The sequence below is a fragment of the Streptomyces sp. CRN 30 genome (assembly GCF_034105845.1).
In genome coordinates this window covers 1-17,722 of record NZ_JAVRHI010000535.1, presented here as the reverse complement: position 1 = coordinate 17,722, position 17,722 = coordinate 1, and the positions used below count along the sequence as shown (strand labels likewise).

Annotated in this window: 20 protein-coding genes; 12 read left to right on the top strand and 8 right to left on the bottom strand. The window is 71.5% G+C overall.

Annotation, left to right across the window (positions count from 1 at the left end; translation table 11 throughout):
- The first annotated feature begins 73 nt into the window (after nt 1-73).
- Together UW392_RS62315 and UW392_RS62310 are read left to right on the top strand one after the other, a co-directional pair.
- A complete protein-coding gene (locus UW392_RS62315) occupies nt 74-1,003 on the top strand; it encodes a 1-phosphofructokinase family hexose kinase (protein ID WP_320784389.1) in 930 nt (309 codons plus the stop codon).
- A 38-nt stretch (nt 1,004-1,041) separates the two neighbouring features.
- A complete protein-coding gene (locus tag UW392_RS62310) occupies nt 1,042-1,377 on the top strand; it encodes a peptidase inhibitor family I36 protein (RefSeq protein ID WP_320784388.1) in 336 nt (111 codons plus the stop codon).
- 12 nt (nt 1,378-1,389) lie between these two features.
- On the opposite strand, the gene UW392_RS62305 is transcribed toward UW392_RS62310, so the two are convergent.
- Complete coding sequence (locus UW392_RS62305; RefSeq protein WP_320784387.1) at nt 1,390-2,352, bottom strand: CBM35 domain-containing protein; 963 nt, start codon at nt 2,350-2,352, stop codon at nt 1,390-1,392.
- 119 nt (nt 2,353-2,471) lie between these two features.
- Nucleotides 2,472-4,157, bottom strand: a complete 1,686-nt coding sequence (gene cdgB / locus UW392_RS62300) for a diguanylate cyclase CdgB (RefSeq protein WP_320784386.1) — start codon at nt 4,155-4,157, stop codon at nt 2,472-2,474.
- A 354-nt stretch (nt 4,158-4,511) separates the two neighbouring features.
- Between cdgB and UW392_RS62295 the strand changes: the two genes are divergently transcribed.
- Entirely contained in the window at nt 4,512-5,102 is a 591-nt protein-coding gene (locus tag UW392_RS62295) for a flavin reductase family protein (protein WP_320784385.1), read from the top strand.
- Between the two features lie 35 nt (nt 5,103-5,137).
- Here the strand turns inward: UW392_RS62295 and UW392_RS62290 are convergent, their stop codons facing one another.
- Nucleotides 5,138-5,515: a peptidase inhibitor family I36 protein gene (locus UW392_RS62290; protein ID WP_320784384.1), complete on the bottom strand. Its 378-nt coding sequence runs from the start codon at nt 5,513-5,515 to the stop codon at nt 5,138-5,140.
- Nucleotides 5,516-5,660: 145 nt separating this feature from the next.
- Here UW392_RS62290 and UW392_RS62285 point away from each other — a divergent pair, with 145 nt between their 5' ends.
- On the top strand, nt 5,661-6,134 hold the full coding sequence (locus UW392_RS62285) for a GNAT family N-acetyltransferase (protein WP_320784383.1): 474 nt from the start codon (nt 5,661-5,663) through the stop codon (nt 6,132-6,134).
- Between the two features lie 4 nt (nt 6,135-6,138).
- Here UW392_RS62285 and arfB read toward each other — a convergent pair whose 3' ends face one another.
- On the bottom strand, nt 6,139-6,567 hold the full coding sequence (arfB, locus tag UW392_RS62280; protein ID WP_320784382.1) for an alternative ribosome rescue aminoacyl-tRNA hydrolase ArfB: 429 nt from the start codon (nt 6,565-6,567) through the stop codon (nt 6,139-6,141).
- A gap of 155 nt (nt 6,568-6,722) precedes the next feature.
- Here arfB and UW392_RS62275 point away from each other — a divergent pair, with 155 nt between their 5' ends.
- Nucleotides 6,723-7,298, top strand: a complete 576-nt coding sequence (locus UW392_RS62275; RefSeq protein ID WP_320784381.1) for a TerD family protein — start codon at nt 6,723-6,725, stop codon at nt 7,296-7,298.
- Here UW392_RS62275 and UW392_RS62270 read toward each other — a convergent pair.
- Entirely contained in the window at nt 7,247-7,834 is a 588-nt protein-coding gene (locus UW392_RS62270; protein ID WP_320784380.1) for an ATP-binding protein, read from the bottom strand. The two genes, UW392_RS62275 and UW392_RS62270, sit on opposite strands and share 52 nt — an antisense overlap.
- Before the next feature lie 147 nt (nt 7,835-7,981).
- Here UW392_RS62270 and UW392_RS62265 point away from each other — a divergent pair, with 147 nt between their 5' ends.
- From UW392_RS62265 to UW392_RS62255, 3 genes are read left to right on the top strand one after another with little or no spacing between them, the layout of a single operon-like run.
- Nucleotides 7,982-8,836: a helix-turn-helix transcriptional regulator gene (locus tag UW392_RS62265; protein ID WP_320784379.1), complete on the top strand. Its 855-nt coding sequence runs from the start codon at nt 7,982-7,984 to the stop codon at nt 8,834-8,836.
- Nucleotides 8,776-9,033, top strand: a complete 258-nt coding sequence (locus UW392_RS62260; protein ID WP_320784378.1) for a DUF397 domain-containing protein — start codon at nt 8,776-8,778, stop codon at nt 9,031-9,033. The genes UW392_RS62265 and UW392_RS62260 overlap by 61 nt, the downstream gene beginning before the upstream one ends.
- A 55-nt stretch (nt 9,034-9,088) precedes the next feature.
- Entirely contained in the window at nt 9,089-9,652 is a 564-nt protein-coding gene (locus UW392_RS62255) for a dihydrofolate reductase family protein (protein WP_320784377.1), read from the top strand.
- Between the two features lie 957 nt (nt 9,653-10,609).
- Here UW392_RS62255 and UW392_RS62250 read toward each other — a convergent pair.
- Together UW392_RS62250 and UW392_RS62245 are read right to left on the bottom strand one after the other, a co-directional pair.
- A complete protein-coding gene (locus tag UW392_RS62250; protein ID WP_320784376.1) occupies nt 10,610-11,251 on the bottom strand; it encodes a response regulator transcription factor in 642 nt (213 codons plus the stop codon).
- Entirely contained in the window at nt 11,248-12,435 is a 1,188-nt protein-coding gene (locus UW392_RS62245) for a sensor histidine kinase (protein ID WP_320784375.1), read from the bottom strand. The genes UW392_RS62250 and UW392_RS62245 overlap by 4 nt, the downstream gene beginning before the upstream one ends.
- 190 nt (nt 12,436-12,625) lie before the next feature.
- Between UW392_RS62245 and UW392_RS62240 the strand changes: the two genes are divergently transcribed.
- From UW392_RS62240 to UW392_RS62230, 3 genes are all read left to right on the top strand, one after another.
- Nucleotides 12,626-13,183 (top strand): heme-binding protein, encoded by a 558-nt coding sequence (locus UW392_RS62240; protein ID WP_320784374.1) that lies wholly within the window; start codon nt 12,626-12,628, stop codon nt 13,181-13,183.
- A 54-nt stretch (nt 13,184-13,237) separates the two neighbouring features.
- Nucleotides 13,238-14,611, top strand: a complete 1,374-nt coding sequence (locus UW392_RS62235; protein ID WP_320784373.1) for a M1 family metallopeptidase — start codon at nt 13,238-13,240, stop codon at nt 14,609-14,611.
- Nucleotides 14,612-14,723: 112 nt separating this feature from the next.
- Nucleotides 14,724-15,224, top strand: a complete 501-nt coding sequence (locus UW392_RS62230; protein ID WP_320784372.1) for a hypothetical protein — start codon at nt 14,724-14,726, stop codon at nt 15,222-15,224.
- 13 nt (nt 15,225-15,237) lie between these two features.
- Here UW392_RS62230 and UW392_RS62225 read toward each other — a convergent pair whose 3' ends face one another.
- The gene (locus tag UW392_RS62225; RefSeq protein WP_320784371.1) at nt 15,238-15,927 is read right to left on the bottom strand and encodes a pentapeptide repeat-containing protein; all 690 of its coding nucleotides are present in this window, start codon (nt 15,925-15,927) and stop codon (nt 15,238-15,240) included.
- 100 nt (nt 15,928-16,027) lie between these two features.
- Between UW392_RS62225 and UW392_RS62220 the strand changes: the two genes are divergently transcribed.
- Nucleotides 16,028-17,503 (top strand): MFS transporter, encoded by a 1,476-nt coding sequence (locus UW392_RS62220; protein ID WP_320784370.1) that lies wholly within the window; start codon nt 16,028-16,030, stop codon nt 17,501-17,503.
- Nucleotides 17,504-17,722: the final 219 nt, after the last annotated feature.

The following is a 17,722-nucleotide window of genomic DNA, read 5'->3' as shown; positions in this document are numbered from 1 at the left end:
CGTTTGGCATGATCGAAGCTCCGGAGCACTTCCGGACACACGGCAGTCGCACGATCGGGGGAGGCCGGCCCAGGTGATTCTCACCGTCACGCTGAACACCGCTCTCGACATCACCTATCGCGTCCCGGGCCTGCGCCCGCACTCCTCCCACCGGGTCACCGAGGTGACGGAACGCCCCGGCGGCAAGGGCCTCAACGTGGCCCGGGTGCTCGCGGCCCTCGGACACGAGGTGACGGTCACGGGCTTCACGGGCGGCCCCACCGGGCGCGCCGTCCAGGACGGGCTGACGGCCGTGAGCGGCGTGGTCGACGCGCTGCTGCCGGTCGGCGGCGCCACCCGCCGCACGATCGCCGTCGTCGACGACCGCACCGGCGACACGACCCAGCTCAACGAACCCGGCCCCACCGTCACCCCGGCCGAGTGGAACGCCTTCCAGGAGGCTTACGAGGACCTCCTCCCCGGTGTCTCGGCGGTGGCCCTGTGCGGCAGCCTGCCGCCGGGGGTGCCGGTGGGCGCGTACGCCGGTCTGGTGCGGACCGCGCGCACCGCGGGCGTTCCCGTGCTGCTGGACACCAGCGGGGAGCCGCTGCGCCGGGCGGTGGCCGCCCGCCCCGACCTGATCAAGCCGAACGCGGACGAGCTGGCTGAGCTGACCGGCTCCCACGAGCCGCTGCGGGCCACGCAGGACGCCCGGCGCCGGGGCGCGCGGTCCGTGGTGGCCTCGCTGGGCGCCGAGGGTCTGCTGGCGGTGACGCCGGAGGGCCGCTGGCGGGCGGCGCCGCCCGCCCGGGTGCGCGGCAACCCGACCGGCGCGGGCGATTCGGCCGTGGCCGGCCTGCTGTCGGGCCTCGCGGAGAAACTCCCCTGGCCGGACCGCCTGTCCCGAGCGGTGGCCCTGTCGGCGGCGACGGTCCTCTCCCCGGTGGCGGGAGAGTACGACCACCGGGCCTACGAGGAGCTGCTGGGGCGCGTGGAGGTGAGGACGGAGGCCAGCGCGGCCTGAGCGGATTGCCGGATATGCCCGGTGGGAAGCCTCTCGCCATGCGCGTACAACTGCTGTCGCTCGCAGCCGGCGTCGTACTGGTCGCCGCCCCGCCCCTCGCCACCGCCCGGCCGGTCGCCGCCGCCGCCGCGTCGAAGTGTTCCGGCAGCTATGTCTGCACGTGGTCGAAGGCCGACTTCACGGGGACGAAGTACTCCTACAACAACGACAACGGCTGCTATCCCCGCAGCGGCCGCTCGGTCTCCAACCAGACCGGCAAGCGGATCACCGTCTACCGGGATGCGTCCTGCTACGGCGACCACTTCGACATCCAGACCGGCCACTACTCGGCGAAGACGCCATGGCCGGTCGTGAGCATGGCCGTCTGGGGCTGACGGCCCGGCGGATCACTCCTCTTCCTGGATCCAGACCTGGTCGAAGACCGCGTTGCATTTGTTGCCGTCGTTGCAGGCGAGTTCGATCGTGTTGGAACCCTTGTTGAGGTTCACGTTGGCCCAGGTCGTCTGCCAGCCCTTCTCCCAGTCGCCCTTCGGCGTGCCGCCGAAGTTCGCCATGTTGAGGGGCTGGGCGTTGGCCTTGCCGTTGGCGCTCAGCGTCGCGTCGGCGTCCTCGCCCGGGATGCCGTAGCGCACGTACAGCCGGTAGGTGCCCGCCTCGGCGATGCCGTCGACGTTCCACGTGATCTTGGCGCCGACCTTGTCGAAGCCGGTCACATACGTGCCGCCCTCGGCCTTGGCGCCCTCGACATCGGACGCTGTGGCGGGGCCGCCCGACAGGGTCAGCGCGCCGGCGTCGGTGGAGGGCAGATCACTCTCGCCGTCCGCGCTGCTGCTGGCCGACGGGCTGGTCGTGTCCGTGCTCTGGGACTGGGTCGGGGTGGTGCCGCCGCCCGCCTGGGCGTCGTTCTTGTCGTCGTCGTCGCCGCTGCTCGTCATCGCGATGCCGATGCCGATGACGACGGCCGCGACGACGGCGATCGCGCCGATCAGGAGACCCTTGGTGTTGGGGCCGCGACGGCCGCCGCGCCCGCCGCCGTGGCCCGCCTGGTGCTGGGGCGCGGTGGGCGCGCCTCCGCCGCCGGGGAGCGTCTCGGGGGCCGCGTAGTGCGCGTTCGGACGGCCGTAGGCGCCCTGCGGCTGCCCGTACGCGCCCTGCTGGGGCGGGGCCGCCTGCGGGGCGGCCGGCCCGCCGTACTGCCGGGTACCGACCGGGCGCACACGGTTGACCGAATTGGGGTAGCCGTAGCCACCGGACGGCGGCTGGGCCCCGTTGGCCTGCCCGTCGGCGTACAGATAGCCGAAGGGGTCGTCGTCCTCGGGCGTGCTCGCGCCGTTGTTGCCGGGCGTCATCCCTAGGTCTCCTAACCAGGTGCGGTGCGGGTGCGGTACGTGCGGTGAGAGGCCGAGCCTACCCGGTGTCGCTGACCCGAACGGGTGACTCGGACCGCATCAACTCGCTGACCTGGTGATCATCCGGCCCGGCGGTGTTGTTTGGGACGAGATCGTTTCTCGATGTACATCCGTTCGTCAGCGGACTTCAGCACTTCGTCGGCGGTCATGCCGCAGTGCGCCCATCCGATACCGAAGCTCGCGCCCACCCGCACGGCCCGTCCCTCTGCCCGGATCGGCTGGATGATCTCGTTGCGCAGCCGTACGGCGAGATCCTGCGCGTCGGCCCGGCCGAGCCCGTCGGCGAGGATGACGAACTCGTCACCGCCGAGCCTGGCCACGGTGTCGCCGTCGCGGACGCCCTGGGACAGGCGCCGGGCGACCTCGATGAGGACGGCGTCGCCCGCGTTGTGCCCGAACCGGTCGTTGATCGACTTGAACCCGTCGAGGTCGCAGAAGAGGACCGCGAGCCCTTTGGTGCCGTCGTCGCGGTCGCCCTCGGGGGTGATGGCGTGCTCGTGGTGGTCGTGGCCGCCGCCGTGCGGGTCGTACCCGGGCGGGAAGTCGAAGAAGTGCCCGCCGGAGTCGAAGACGGGGTCGCCGTAGGCGGCGTCGCCCCGGTCGCCGTAGGCGGCGTCCATCGCGTCGGCGGCGGCGTGCTCCGTCGCGGGGCGGGTGCACAGCCGGGCGGAGAGCCGGGAGCGCAGTTCGGCGGAGTTCGGCAGGCCGGTGAGGGAGTCGTGGGAGGCGCGGTGGGCCAGGGCCAGCTCGCGGCGCTTGCGCTCCTCGATGTCCTCGACGTGGGTCAGCAGGAAGCGGGGCCCGTCGGCGGCGTCGGCGACGACGGAGTTGCGCAGGGAGACCCAGACGTAGCTGCCGTCGCGGCGGGCGAGGCGCAGCTCGGCCCGGCCGCCCTCGGCGGAGGTGCGCAGCAGGGTGCCGATGTCCTCGGGGTGGACCAGGTCGGAGAAGGAGTAGCGGCGCATCGCGGAGGCGGGCCGCCCGAGGAGGCGGCAGAGCGCGTCGTTGGTCCTGAGGATGCGGCCGTGCTGGTCGCCGCCCATCTCGGCGATGGCCATGCCGGAGGGGGCGTACTCGAAGGCCTGCCGGAAGCTCTCCTCGCTGGCGCGCAGGGCCTGCTGGTCGCGCTCCAGGCGGACCAGGGCGCGCTGCATGTTGGAGCGGAGCCGGGCGTTGCTGATCGCGATGGCGGCCTGGAAGGCGTACATCTGGAGGGCCTCGCGGCCCCAGGCGCCGGGCCGCCGGCCGTTGCGCGGCCGGTCCACGGAGAGGACGCCGATCAGTTCGCCGCTGCTGCCGCCGCCCTGCGGGCCGGGGGCGTACATGGGGGCGAAGAGGCGGTCGGCGGGGTGCCACTCGTCCTCGAAGCGGGGCGCGGGTCCGTCGGTGTACCACTGGGGGACGTCGTCGTCGTCGAGTATCCAGCCCTCGGTGTGGGGTATGAAGATGAGATCTCCCCACTGCTCGCCCATGGTGAGGCGGCGCTCCCAGGAGGGGCGGGGGCCGACGCGGCCGGTGATGAGGGCCTCGGCGGCGGAGTTCCCGGCGAAGGCGGCGACGACGAGGTCGCCGTCGGGCCGGACGAGGTTGACGGCCGCCATCTCGTAGCCGAGGGCGTTGACCACACCGTCCGCGACGGTCTGCAGGGTGTCCGCCAGACTGCGGGCCGTGTTCATGTCGGCCATGGCCTGGTGCAGTTGCCGAAGGGACGCAAGGCGGACGTACGGCTCCGACTCGGTCTCCATGCTCGCCCTCCCCCCGAGTTCTCGCAGACCTCGCAGCGAATCAAGGGTTATCTTCGGCGCCATTGCCGGATGATGATGCACGATGATGCTCTTGCAGCTTCCCCGCCACTGAATCACAGCGCGCTGCCCACTCGGTACACAGGGTCAACAATTGTGGTCCCTTGTGACTCAAGTCACAGCCAAAGATGAACAATGGGGCGGCACTTCTGCACTTTCCCCACTTTCCCTGTGCGTTTACTGAACGCAGACTTTGCCCCGGTCCTTCCCCTCCGACCCTCTCCGCCTCTGGTCCTAGGTCCGGCCCGCGACCGGGGGCCGATGCGGGGCGCGCGGGGCGGCGGTTAGCGTGACGAGGTGCCGAACACCAGCCCCGCCACCTCGCCCTCCTCCCCCGCCCCCTCGCCCGCGTCCGTGCATGCTGAGGGTGTGAGCAACGACGCGTTCCGTGCCGCCCTGTCCCGCCTGGCCTCGGGCGTGGTCCTGGTGACCGCGGTGGAACCGCCCCTCGACCCGGACGACCCGGCCGCGCCGGACGGCGAGTACGCGGGCATGACGGCGACGGCCTTCCTGTCCGTCTCCCTGGACCCGCCGTTGGTGATGGTCAGCGTGCGCGAGGGCTCCCGCATGGACGACCTCCTGGACGAGCAGCCGCTGTGGGCGGTCTCGGTACTCTCGGAGAGCCAGCGGCACATCGCGGGCCGGTTCTCGATGAAGGGCCGGCTCAGCGACCGGCTGCTCTTCGAGGACATCGCGTACACGCGCGGGGAGCACTCGGGGGCGCCGCTGGTCGGCGGGGCGCTGTCGACGCTGGAGTGCCGGACGGAGCGGCGGGTGGCCGCCGGGGACCACACCCTCGTCATCGGACGGGTGCTCTCCGCGCGCGTGCCGAGCGCGGAGGGCGGTCCGCTGACGTACTTCCGGGGCCGGTACCGGCAGCTGGGCTAGCCGGTACCGACACCCCTGTCGCCGTCGGCCGGGGATCAGCAGCCTCGGCACCATGAGACCGAGCCCACCCGCCACGGGAAGCTCGGGGACTCCCCGAGGGGGAGGTCCATCCAGCGGCCGGCGTTCGTGCAGGTGCCCTCCCGGAACACGTAGTACGTCCGCCCCGAGTTGTTGATGACCGACCCGGGCGACTTCTCGGTGAAGTCGACGCATCCGTTGGGTTCCTCGTTCGGCTCGGCCGGGCCGCCCCACTGGAACCCCTGGAAGTCGGCGCCCTCCCACAGGCAGATATGGCCGTCCGGGCAGTGCGCCGCCGCGGCCGACGGCAGTTCGGCGGCGGTCTGGGCGGCTGTGGCGGGGGACGCCAGGGCCACCGTCGTGACCAGCGCGGTCAGCAGGGTACGGACTCGCATGGGCACTCCCGGTGCACAGGGGCGCCGGGCCGTTCCGGCCGCCGTGGACGAAGTTTCCGCCGCCCGGTGTCCTGGGCGCGTGGGACGGCTGTCCCGTCCTTGTCCCACGAGGGGCGTCCGTGGGGTGCGTCTAGGGTGTGCGCGCATGACAATCGAGAGCACGCTCCGCCTGGAGGAGATCACCCCTCGCAACCTCGACGCCGCGCTCGGCGTACGGGTCCGGCCGGACCAGGAATTCGCCGTCTCCCCCGTGGTGAAGTCGCTGGCCGAGGCGTACGTCCACCCGGACATCGCCTGGCCGCGTCTGATCGTCGACGGCGACCGCGCGGTGGGCTTCCTGATGGCCTTCCTCGATCACGACTGGTTCGAGGACGGCGGCAGCGTCCGCCGCTCCGGCCTGTGGCGGCTGAACATCGCGGCGGACGAGCAGGGCAAGGGGTACGGCCGCTTCGCGGTGGAGTCGGTGGCGGCGGAGCTGCGGCACAGGGGGGAGAAGGAGCTGTACGTCACCTGGCACCTCGGCCCGGCCGGCCCGGAGGACTTCTATCTGAAGCTGGGGTTCCGTCCGAACGGGGAGACGGTCGAGGGGGAGCGGGTGGCGGTGCTGACGCTGGACTGACGCCTCAGTCCCACCCCTTGGCGTTGCGCCCCCGTTTGGTCTGGGCCCGCTGCTTCTTCTCCCGCAGCCGGCGTTCGTTGATGCCGCGCGGGACGCGGGTGGGGCGGCGGGGCCGGGGCGGGGGCGCGGTGGCCTCGGCGAGCAGGGCCGCGAGGCGTACGGCGGCGGCCTCGCGGTTGCGCCACTGGGAGCGGTGCTCGGAGGCGCGGACGGTGACGACGCCGTCGGCCAGCCGGGGTGCCAGGCGCTCCAGCGCGCGCTGCTTCCAGACTTCGGGCAGGGCCTCGGTGCGGGCGAGGTCGAACCGCAGCTCGACCTGCGTGTCGGTGGTGTTCACATGCTGTCCGCCGGGTCCGGAGGACCGCGAGAAACGCCACATCAGCTCGGCCTCCGGGAGGGAGACGGAGCCACGGATGACATGGGGTGCGGACATGTCCCCATGGTCCCCCGTCTGTCCGGTCCACGTCACCCGATTATGGTGAGTAAAGAAAGTAAAGCGGGCTGGAACCTTGTGTACCCCCCTCGTCGTTCGTAGGGGTAGCTGTAGCTTTTCTTGCCGTACGTACACGAGGGAAGGGACTCCCAACAATGGCTGTAAGCCTGTCCAAGGGTGGCAACGTCTCGCTCACCAAGGAGGCTCCGGGCCTGACCGCCGTCACCGTGGGCCTCGGCTGGGACGTCCGCACCACCACGGGCACCGACTTCGACCTGGACGCCTCCGCGATCGCGGTGAACACCCAGGGCAAGGTCTTCTCGGACGCCCACTTCGTCTTCTTCAACAACAAGCAGACGCCGGACCAGACCATCGTGCACACCGGTGACAACCGCACCGGTGAGGGCGAGGGCGACGACGAGGCGATCAACGTCAACCTGGCGGGTCTGCCGGCCGACATCGACAAGATCGTCTTCCCGGTCTCGATCTACGACGCCGAGAACCGTTCGCAGAACTTCGGCCAGGTGCGGAACGCCTACATCCGCATCATCAACCAGGCCGGCGGCGCGGAGATCGCCCGCTACGACCTCTCCGAGGACGCGGCGACCGAGACGGCGATGGTCTTCGGCGAGCTGTACCGCAACGGCGCGGAGTGGAAGTTCCGCGCGGTGGGCCAGGGCTACGCGTCGGGCCTGGTCGGCATCGCGCAGGACTTCGGCGTGAACGTCTGACGCGGTTCGCTTGTCGTCTCCGGCCCCGTCGAGCTGCTGCTCGGCGGGGCCGAGGTCTGTTCGGCGACGGGCAGGGGCCCGGTCTTCCCGGTCCTCCCCACCTCGAACCAGAGGAGTTTGCCTCCGCCGGGCCGCCCCGGCAGCCCCTCCCCGATCGACCAGGCGCCCCAGGTCTGGGCGTACGCCCGTACGAGGTGGAGTCCGCGCCCGCCGAGGGCGCCGGGCGGCGCGGGGGCGATGCGGTCGGCGACCGGCCGCCTGAACGGCTCGGGAATGTACGGGTGGCTGTCCCACACCCCGACCCGCAATCGCCCGTCACCGAGGGCGGTGAGCCGCAGGGAACAGGGGCCACGGGTGTGCCGGTAGGCGTTGGTGACCATCTCGGAGGTCAACAGCTCGACGTCGTCGATCAGTTCGACCCGACCGTGACCACCGAGGGCGGCCCGCACGGTCATACGTGCGACGCGTGCGGCTCTGGGGTCATGGGGGAGGCGGAGGGCGTACGACCAGGTGTCGGGCGGGGCTACGGTGCGCATGGAATCTCCCAGACTCGGGGTGTCGAGCGGTACGTGGACTACCGTAGGACTCTGCGGGAGATACATCTCCCACAATCGGGAGATGCGCCCGGATATGCCTCGTGTGGGTTACAAGTGGGCCGCGCCGGCGGCCCGAGGAGAGATGTCGTGCCACCCGTCGCCAATCCCACTCTGCGTCAACGACGCCTGGGCGCTGAACTGCGCAAACTGCGAGAACGCGCCGGTCTGACAGTCACGCAAGCCGCCTCGTGTCTGGGCGTCAACCAGGGTCGCGTCAGCATGATCGAGACGGGGCGCAGCCCGGTCAGCGCCGACCGCGTCCGCACGATGGCTTCCGCCTACGCCTCTGCCGACGAGGAACTGGTCAACGCGTTGGCCAAGATGACCGGACGAAAGGTTCGCGGCTGGTGGGACGAATATCGGGACTATCTCCCCGTAGGGCTGATCGACCTGGCGGAGCTGGAACATTACGTGACCGAACTACGCGTGGCGCTCACCCTTCACATCCCCGCTCTGTTGCAGACCACCGATCATGCGCGAGCGATGCTGAGGGAGGCCGTGCCGCCCTTCCTGCCCTACGAGCTTGAACACCGTCTTTCGTATCGCATCAAGAGACAGGAGGTTCTCCATCGCGACGGTGGGCTCACCTACACGGCTCTGATCCACGAAGCGGCGTTGCGTATGCAGTACGGAGGAGCAGCCGTCACCCGTGCCCAGTTGACTCACATCAGGGAGCTGAGCGAACGGGACAACATCACCGTTCGAGTCATTCCCTTCACCTCGCCCCACTTCCCCGGGAACGGCCAGTCCTTCGACTACGCGGTGGGGCCGATTCCTCAACTCGACACCGTCCAGCTCGACACAGAGCACACCGGTTGCGTCTTCTTGGACGCGGAAGCACAGTTGGCGCAGTACCGAGCCCTCGCCGATCGCATGGAGGCATGTGCGCTCGATCCCGACTCGTCATGCCAGTTCATCGAACGCCTCGCACGCAGCATCTGACAGGACGTGACATGCAGACCCTCACCTGGCGTACATCCACTTACAGCCCCAACGGCTCGAACTGCGTGGAGATAGCCACGACCCCGGTCACCATCCTGGTCCGGGACTCCAAGGCCCCCGCGCGACCCCACCTCGCCTTCTCCCTCCCCGCCTGGGGGCGGTTCCTCCCCCATGGAAAATCGCACGCGGTGCGATGACTTCCGTGGTGTTCGGGAGTCCTACCGTCAGAACCGTTCCTGAGGAGGATTCTCGATGCGTCGCGTGACCTATTCCATGAGCGTCTCGCTCGACGGGTACATCGTCGGGCCGGACGGCGGGTTCGACTGGGGGCCGCAGCCCGCGGACGTCTTCCGGTACTGGATCGACGAGATCCGGGAGGTCGGCGTCCATCTCCTGGGGCGGCGGCTGTACGAGACGATGCTGTACTGGGAGACCGCCGAGCAGAACCCCACGCTCGATGACGCGGAGCGCGAGTGGATCTCGCTGTGGAACCCCCTGCCGAAGGTCGTGTTCTCGAACACGCTGGACACCGTGCAGGGCAATGCCCGCCTCGCCTCCGGCAGCCCGGCCGAGGAGATCGCGCGGCTGCGGGCCGAGCCGGGTGAGGGCGAGATCGCCATCGGCGGGGCGAACCTCGCCGCCCAGGTGGCCGACGCCGGGCTGATCGACGAGTACCGGACGGTGGTCTACCCCGTACTGGTCGGCGGCGGCACCCCGTACTTCTCTCGGAACGAGCGCCACGAGCAGCTCGAACTCGTCGAGACCCGCAACTTCAGCGCGGGGATCGTCTACCTCCGCCACCGCGTGGTGCCCTAGCCCACGTCGGCGAGCCGACGTTCCGGGCCTGCGCCCGGACCTCAGCGCCGTTGTTGAACTGTTCGCGGAATGCGTACGTCGTGCTGGATGACGGTGTCACACAGACACCTCACCCCTCACTGGAGTTCGCTATGCCATTGCAGACGGATGCCGAAATCGTAGCCGAGATCAAAGGGTATATAGATGCCCATCGCCATTCCGTGAACGCACGACAGAGGCCGCCGAGCCTGCAGACCTACGCCAGGAGCAGGCATTACTCCGCCGACAGGCTTCTCAATTTCATGAACGGGTACGAGAGGGGACATCTCTTCGATTCCCTCTCGTACGAGCGCCAGCAGTACATTGTCAGAAACTTGAGGATCGAGGCCCGCCGCCCGTTGAAGATGCCCCCGGCTCCTCAGTCGGCGCCTGTCCAGGCGCGGCCGAACGCTGCGCCGGTGGCGCACCCGTACCAGGCGGCAGCGGGGGGTTCCCTCGCCAACTGGAACGGACAGTACGGTGCCGCTCCCGGGGGTGCCGCACCGGCGGCGCCCCCGCAGCCGGCGTCCCGTAGGCGGATGGTGGTGCCGGAGGGCTCTTCCCTGGCCGACTGGGACGGGCAGCGAGGGAGGAGCCTCTGGACGCAGGCACCCCAGTACCCGGCACCGGGACAATCAGCACCGGTATACCCGGCTCCCGGATACCCGGCACCGGCATACGTTCCGCAGCCGCCGCCCGGGGCACCGGTTCCGGGGTCTTCTTCCCTGTCCAACTGGGACGGGCGATACGGGACGGTCCCCGATGTGAGACTGGCCGCGCAGACGCACCCGGTGCCGGGATACCCAGCGCCGGGATACCCTCAGCAGCCGCCGCCCGGGGCACCGGCTCCTGGGTCGTCGTCCCTGTCCAACTGGGACGGGCGATACGGTCAGAATCCCTTTGGCGGCGGACAGACACGGTCTTGAACCGCCCGTCGTGTCACGGCAGCAGGCGTTGTTCCTTGGCCATGGCCACCGCGCCCGCGCGGGTTTCGACGCCCAGTTTGTCGTAGACGCGGCGCAGGTGGGTCTTGACCGTGGCCTCGCTGATGAACAGGGTGCGGGCGATCTCGCGGTTGCCTAGGCCCCGGGAGAGCTGGGCGAGGATGTCGCGTTCACGGTCGGTGAGGGTCGGGCGGGGGCTGCGCAGGCCGGCCATGACCCGGTCGGCGACCGGCGCGGAGAGGGTGGTGCGGCCCTGGGCGGCGGCCTGCACGGCGGCGAAGAGTTCCTCCGGGCGTTCCGCTTTGAGGAGGTAGCCGGTCGCGCCGGCCTCGATGGCGCGCGTGATGTCCGCGTCCGTGTCGTAGGTGGTGAGGACCAGGACGTGGGGGGTGCGGCCGGGGGCCGTGGTGAGGCGGCGGGTCGTCTCCACGCCGTCGATGCCCTCGCCCAGGGACAGGTCCATCAGGACCACGTCCGGGGTCAGCTTCGCGGCGAGGGCCAGGGCCTCCTCGCCCGTGCCCGCCTCGCCCGCCACCTCGATGCCGGGGGCGCTGTCCAGGAGGGCCAGCAGGCCCGCGCGTACGACCGCGTGGTCGTCGCAGACCAGGACGCGGACGGGGGTGTTCGTCGTCATCATCGGGGGTTCTCCAGGGGGACCGCGGCGGAGACGACGGTGCCCTCGCCGGGGGCGGACTCCACCGTCAGCGTGCCGCCGAGCTGGCGGAGGCGGGCGCGCATCGCCGGGAGGCCGTGGCCTCGTCCGCCGGACGGGCCGCCCGCGGCCGACGGGTCGAAGCCGCGGCCGTCGTCGGTGATGTCCAGGACCGCCTCGTCGTCGAGGAGGGTCAGTGTGAGGGTCACCGTCCTCGCCTCCGCGTGTTCGCGGGCGTTGGCCAAGGCGCCCTGCGCGATGCGGAGCAGCGCCGACTCGACACGCGCCGGGATGACAGAGGGACGCCCACTGTCATCCACCCGCGCGCGTACGGCCAGACCGGCACCGGACTCACGGGCGGCCAGGGCACGGAGGGCTGCCGGCAGACCGCCGTCACGGGCCAGGTCGGCCGGGGCCAGGTCGTGGACGAAGCGGCGGGCCTCGGTGAGGTTGTGCTCGGCGACGGTCGCGGCCGAGCGGACGTGGGCGCGGGCCTTCACCGGGTCGCTGCCCCACACCCGGTCCGCGGCCTGGAGCAGCATCCGCTGGCTGGACAGGCCCTGCGCGAGGGTGTCGTGGATCTCCATGGAGAGCCGCTCGCGCTCGGCGAGCGTGCCCTCGCGGCGTTCGGAGGCGGCGAGTTCACGGCGGGTGCGGACCAGGTCGTCGATGAGGGCGCGCTGGCGGGCCGCCTGTCGCTCGGAGCGCAGGAACACCGCCGTGGCGAGGGCCGCGACCGCGGGCGGGGCGAGGAGCAGGTTCGGGTCGAACGTGGTGGAGAGGCGTAGTTGGGCCGCCACGACGAAGACGGTGAGGACGGTGACCAGGACGAGCGCGGCCCTCGCGGGGAGCGTGCGCAGGCCCGTGTAGAAGAGGGGGACCGCGCACCACGCGAAACTCGGTGCGAGGATCACGAGCAGCATCCAGACCGCCAGGACGGCCGTGAGCCGGCCCAGCCGCCGCCTCGGGCCTGAGCCGTCGCCGCCGAGCGCCGGGCCCAGTACGTGCAGCACCGCCAGCGTGACCGACAGGGCGATGACCCACGGGGTGCGGGGCTCGCCGGGATGGCGCAGGAGGAAGCGGGCCAGGGCCCCGCCGAGAAGCAGCAGGAACGCCGTGTGGAAGACGGCGTCGTGCCACCGGGCGTCGGGACCGTACGCATTCCGCATGTGTCTCTCCTCCTTCCTCGTCTTGATTGTCGCCGCTGGACGCGGCGCCGGGGTCAACCGATCGGACGACCCCCGTGTCCACCGCTCCGCCATCCGTGAGCAGCCGGAACGGCGACCGGTCGGGACCGGGTCCGGGCGGAGGGTGGAGAGCAGAACACAGGAAGCAGTCCGACCGAGGAGTCATACGAAGATGTCCCGCGCCAAGAAGTCCCTCTCCCGCCGTGCCCGTGTCGCCGGTGGCGCCGCCGTTCTCGCGGCCGTCGCCGCCACCGCCTTCGGTGCGGTCTCCGCCAACGCCTCCGCCCCGGCGGCGGCCCCGGCCGCCACCTCCGGGAAGGCCACGACCACCACCTCCACCCACCTCACCGTGGACGCCGCCGCCAAGGCGGCCCAGGCCGCGCTGGACGCCGCCGAGCGGGAGAACCAGAAGGTCACCGTCGCCGTCGTCGACCGCAACGGCAACACGGTCGTCACCCTGCGCGGCGACGGCGCGGGGCCGCAGTCCTACGAGTCCGCCGAGCGCAAGGCGTACACCGCCGTCTCCTGGAACGCGCCCACCTCCGAGCTGGTCAAGCGCCTGGAGTCCGCGCCGAACCTGAAGGACATCCCCGGCACCCTGTTCCTGGCCGGCGGTGTCCCCGTCACCGCCAAGGACGCGCCCGTCGCGGGCATCGGTGTCGCGGGCGCCCCCTCCGGCGACCTGGACGAGAAGTTCGCCCGTGCGGGCGCGGCGGCGCTGGGCCGCTGACACTCCGGCCGGAGCCCGGCGGAAATCGCCGTAAACGCCTCATAGGATCACGGGGTGCGCACGCCCCGACTGCTCCCCGTGACCGCCGCCGCCGTCGCCGCCGCCGTCCTCACCGCGTGCGGCGGCGTGCACGGCCGCCCCGGCGGCTCCGGCGTGCGCGACCCGTACTTCCCCAAGGCCGGCAACGGCGGCTACGACGTCTCCCACTACGACCTCGTCCTCGCCTACGAGCCCGACCGGCAGCGGCTGACGGGGACCGCGAAGATCACCGCCCGCGCCACCCAGGACCTCTCCGCGTTCGACCTGGACCTCAAGGGGCTGGACGTCGCCTCGGTCGCGGTGGACGGCCGCGACGTCCGCTTCCACCGGGCCGGGCAGGAGCTGACCGTGCGGCCGGCGGAGGATCTCGACGACGGGGACAGGTTCGAGGTGACCGTGCGCTACTCCGGCGTCCCGGAGACGATCACCGATCCCGACGGCTCGCGGGAGGGCTGGCTGCGCACGGCGGACGGCGCGCTGGCGCTCGGGCAGCCGGTGGGGTCGATGGCCTGGTTCCCGGGCAACCACCACCCCTCCGACAAGGCCACCTACGAGGTGGCGGTCACCGTGCCGAAGGGGCTGCGGGCCGTCTCCAACGGCGAACCGGCCGGCGAGCGCACCGTGAACGACCGGACGACGTACACCTGGCGGACCGAGGAGCCGATGGCGAGCTACCTCGCCACGGTCGCCGTGGGCACGTGGCGGGTCAGCCGCTCCCGGACCGGCGACGGGCTGCCGGTGTACACGGCCGTCGACCCGGAGCAGGCGGCGGGCGCGGGTGTGCTCAAGCGGATTCCCGAGGTCGTCGAGTGGGGCGAGGGGCTCTTCGGTCCGTACCCCTTCTCCTCCGTCGGCGCGATCGTCGACCGGCCCGCCGACGTCGACTACGCGCTGGAGACCCAGAACCGGCCCGTCTTCCCCGGCGCCCCCGACATCGTCCTCCTCGTCCACGAACTCGCCCACCAGTGGTACGGCGACTCCGTCACCCCGAAGACCTGGCGGGACATGTGGCTGAACGAGGGGTTCGCGACGTACGCGGAGTGGCTGTGGCAGGAGGACCACGGCGGTGACACCGCGCAGGAGATCTTCGAGACCACCTACGCGGAAGACGTGGTCTGGGCGTTCCCGCCCGCCGACCCCCCGGACGCGGCGCATCTGACCGCCGCGCCCGTCTACCAGCGCGGCGCGATGGTCCTGCACAGGATCCGGCAGCTGGTCGGCGACACGGCGTTCCGCTCCCTGCTGCGCGGCTGGGCCGCCGCGCACCGGCACGGCAACGCGGACACCGACGACTTCGTCGCCTACGTGGAGAGGTCGGCGCCGGACGAGGACTTCACAGGCGTGTGGGAGGACTGGCTGCGCGGGGACGGGAAACCGGCGCGGCCCTGACGCCGGGACGCCGGTCGGGACGCAGGGCCGGGACGCCGGTCGGGACGCAGGGCCGAGAGGCCGGTCGGGACGCAGGGCCGGGAGGCCGCCCCGCCGTGACACCATCGACCCCGTGCTCGACATCGGCTACGCCCTTTCCAACCGTTTCCCCGATCCGCCGCAGACCGACTACCGGCGCGCGGACGTCCGGTCGCTGCGGCACGATCTGTTCGCCGGGGACGTGTACCTCGCCGACACCAAGGCCGACCGGGAGATCTCCACAGCCTGGGGATGGGTGCCGGTGCTGGACTTCGCGTGGGCGCTGTGCGACATCGTGGAGCGGCTCGACCGGGACCCGGCGGGCTCCCGGGCGTCCCGGCCGCAACACGCGGAGCTGGACTTCACCGAGTCCAGCGACCGGCTGCTGTTCGAGCGCCGGTTCGGCTGGGTGGACGTGGAGGCGGAGTGGCTGCCGGTGTCCGAGCCGCCGCTGTCCTTCTCCCACGCCGCGCTGCGCCGCGAGGCCCGCGACTTCCTGCACGACCTGATCGCCGACCTCACCGACCTGCACGAGGAGCTGGGGGACAACCCGGCGATCTGGACGCTCCAGGCCCGCTTCCCCCGGGTGCCGTGAGGACGCGCCCGGGTCACACCACCCGCACCCCCAGCTCCGCCGCCAGCACCGGCGCGAGGTCCATCAGCTGAGGCGCGCTGATCACCGCGCCGGAGAGGCGGTCCACGCCCCGGGCGATCTCCAGCGGCGCGGCCCCGCGCAGGTCGACGTCGACGAGGACGGCGGCGCTGAGATCCGCCTGCTTCAGCGCGCAGTCCACGAACTCCACCCGCTCCAGGCGGGCGCCGCCGAAGTCGGGCTCGACGAGGACGCAGCTCTCGAAGACGACGTCCTTGAGCCGGGCCTGCCGCAGATTGAGGAAGTCGATCTTCCCGCCGCGGACCAGCACCCGCTCCAGCACCGCGCCGTGCGCCTGCGTCCCGCCGAGCCGGGCGTCGGTCAGTTCGACGTCGCGCAGGGTGGCGCCGGAGAGGTCGGTGCCGACGCCGCGCACCCCGGACAGGACCGAGTCGAGCAGCCGCGCCTTCCGCAGGGACGTCTCGTCCAGTACGCAGCCGGTCAGCGCGCAGTCCATGAAGCGGGCGCCCGCGCCGTCCTGCCCGCCGAGGTCGGTCTCGCGCAGGTCAAGGCCGTCGTAGTCCCCGTCGGGCTCCAGCTCCCCGCCGTCGTACGGCCGCAGTCCGGGCAGCCGCACCTCCGGGCGCCGCGCCGCCTTCACCGCCGTACCGCCGCCCGCCGCGTTCCTCGCCGTCGCCATCGCCATGCCCCCATGCTGCACCCCGGCACTGACATCACCCCACGACGATCCGTCCGGTCCCGGCACCAAGGGTGCGAAACGTCCCGTTCCGTGGTCTTCTGGCCAAATGAGTCACGCCCGGACAGGTGACAAGGCCGTCTCCTCGGACGTCGATCCCCGCAGGTGGTGGGGGCTCGTCGTCATCGCGCTGGCGCAGCTCATGGTGGTCCTCGACGCGACCATCGTGAACATCGCGCTGCCCTCCGCGCAGGAGGACCTCGGCATGTCCGACGGCAACCGGCAGTGGGTGATCACCGCCTACACGCTGGCCTTCGGCGGGCTGCTGCTGCTCGGCGGGCGGATCTCCGACCTCGTCGGCCGCAAGCTCACCTTCGTGGTCGGACTCATCGGCTTCGCCGCCGCCTCCGCGCTCGGCGGCGCCGCGGGCGGCCCCGGCATGCTCTTCCTCGCCCGCGCGCTCCAGGGCGTCTTCGCCGCGCTGCTCGCGCCGTCCGCGCTGTCGCTGCTGACGACGACGTTCACCGACCCCAAGGAGCGCGGCAAGGCGTTCGGCATCTACGGCGCGCTGGCCGGTTCCGGCTCCGCGATCGGCTTCATCGTCGGCGGGGTGCTCACCGAGTACCTGAACTGGCGCTGGTGCCTGTACGTCAACATCCCGATCGCCGTCGTCGCCGTACTGGGCGCGCTGGCCCTGCTGCACGACCCGCGCGACCGGACCGGCGTCCGCCTCGACGTGCCCGGCGCGGTGCTGGGCTGCGGCGGCCTGGTCGCCCTGGTCTACGGGTTCAGCGAGGCCGAGTCCCGGGGCTGGACCGACGCGCTGGTCCTGGCGCTGTTCGCCGCCGCCGTCGTGCTGCTCGCGGCGTTCGTGTGGTGGCAGACGCGGGCGCCGGTGCCGCTGCTGCCGCTGCACGTCGTGCGGGACCGGAACCGGGCCGGGTGCTTCCTGACGATGATGCTGGCGGTCATCGGCATGTTCGGGCTGTTCCTGTTCATGACGTACTACCTCCAGGTCATCCTCGGCTACTCGCCGGTGAAGACCGGGCTGGCGTTCCTGCCGCTCACCGCGGCGATCATCGTGGGGTCCACGCAGATCTCCGCGCGGCTGCTCCAGCACGCGGCGCCGCGGGCGCTGATGGTGCCGGGGATGGTGCTCGCGGCGGGCGGCATGGTGATACTCACGCAGATGACGGTGGACTCGGCGTACGCCACGGAGATCCTGCCGGCGCTGATCCTGATGGGGCTCGGGATGGGGCTGACCTTCATGCCGGTGTTCGCCACCGCCACGGCGGGGGTCGCGCCGCGCGACTCCGGGGTGACGTCGGCGACGGTGAACACCTCGCAGCAGGTGGGGGGTTCCATCGGGACCGCGCTGCTGAACACGATCGCCACGACGTCCAGCACGTCGTACGTCGCCGCGCATCTGACCGATCCGTCGCGGAAGGCGGCCGTGGTGCGGGAGGGGATCGTGCACGGGTACACGGTGGCCATCTGGGTGGCGGCCGGGGTGATGGCGCTGGCGGGGGTGGTGGCGGGGGTGATGGTGACGGCGCCCGCGCCCAAGCGGGCGGCTGCGCCGTGATGGGGGGCGGCTGTCCGCATGTGCGGGTGCGTCATGGCTTGTCGCGCAGTTCCCCGCGCCCCTTAAGGGGCACGTCGTGGCTTGTCGCGCAGTTCCCCGCGCCACTCAAGGGGTGCGTCGTGGCTTGTCGCGCAGTTCCCCGCGCCACTCAAGGGGTGCGTCGTGGCTTGTCGCGCAGTTCCCCGCCGGCCCTTCAGGGGCGCGGGGAACTGCGCGAAC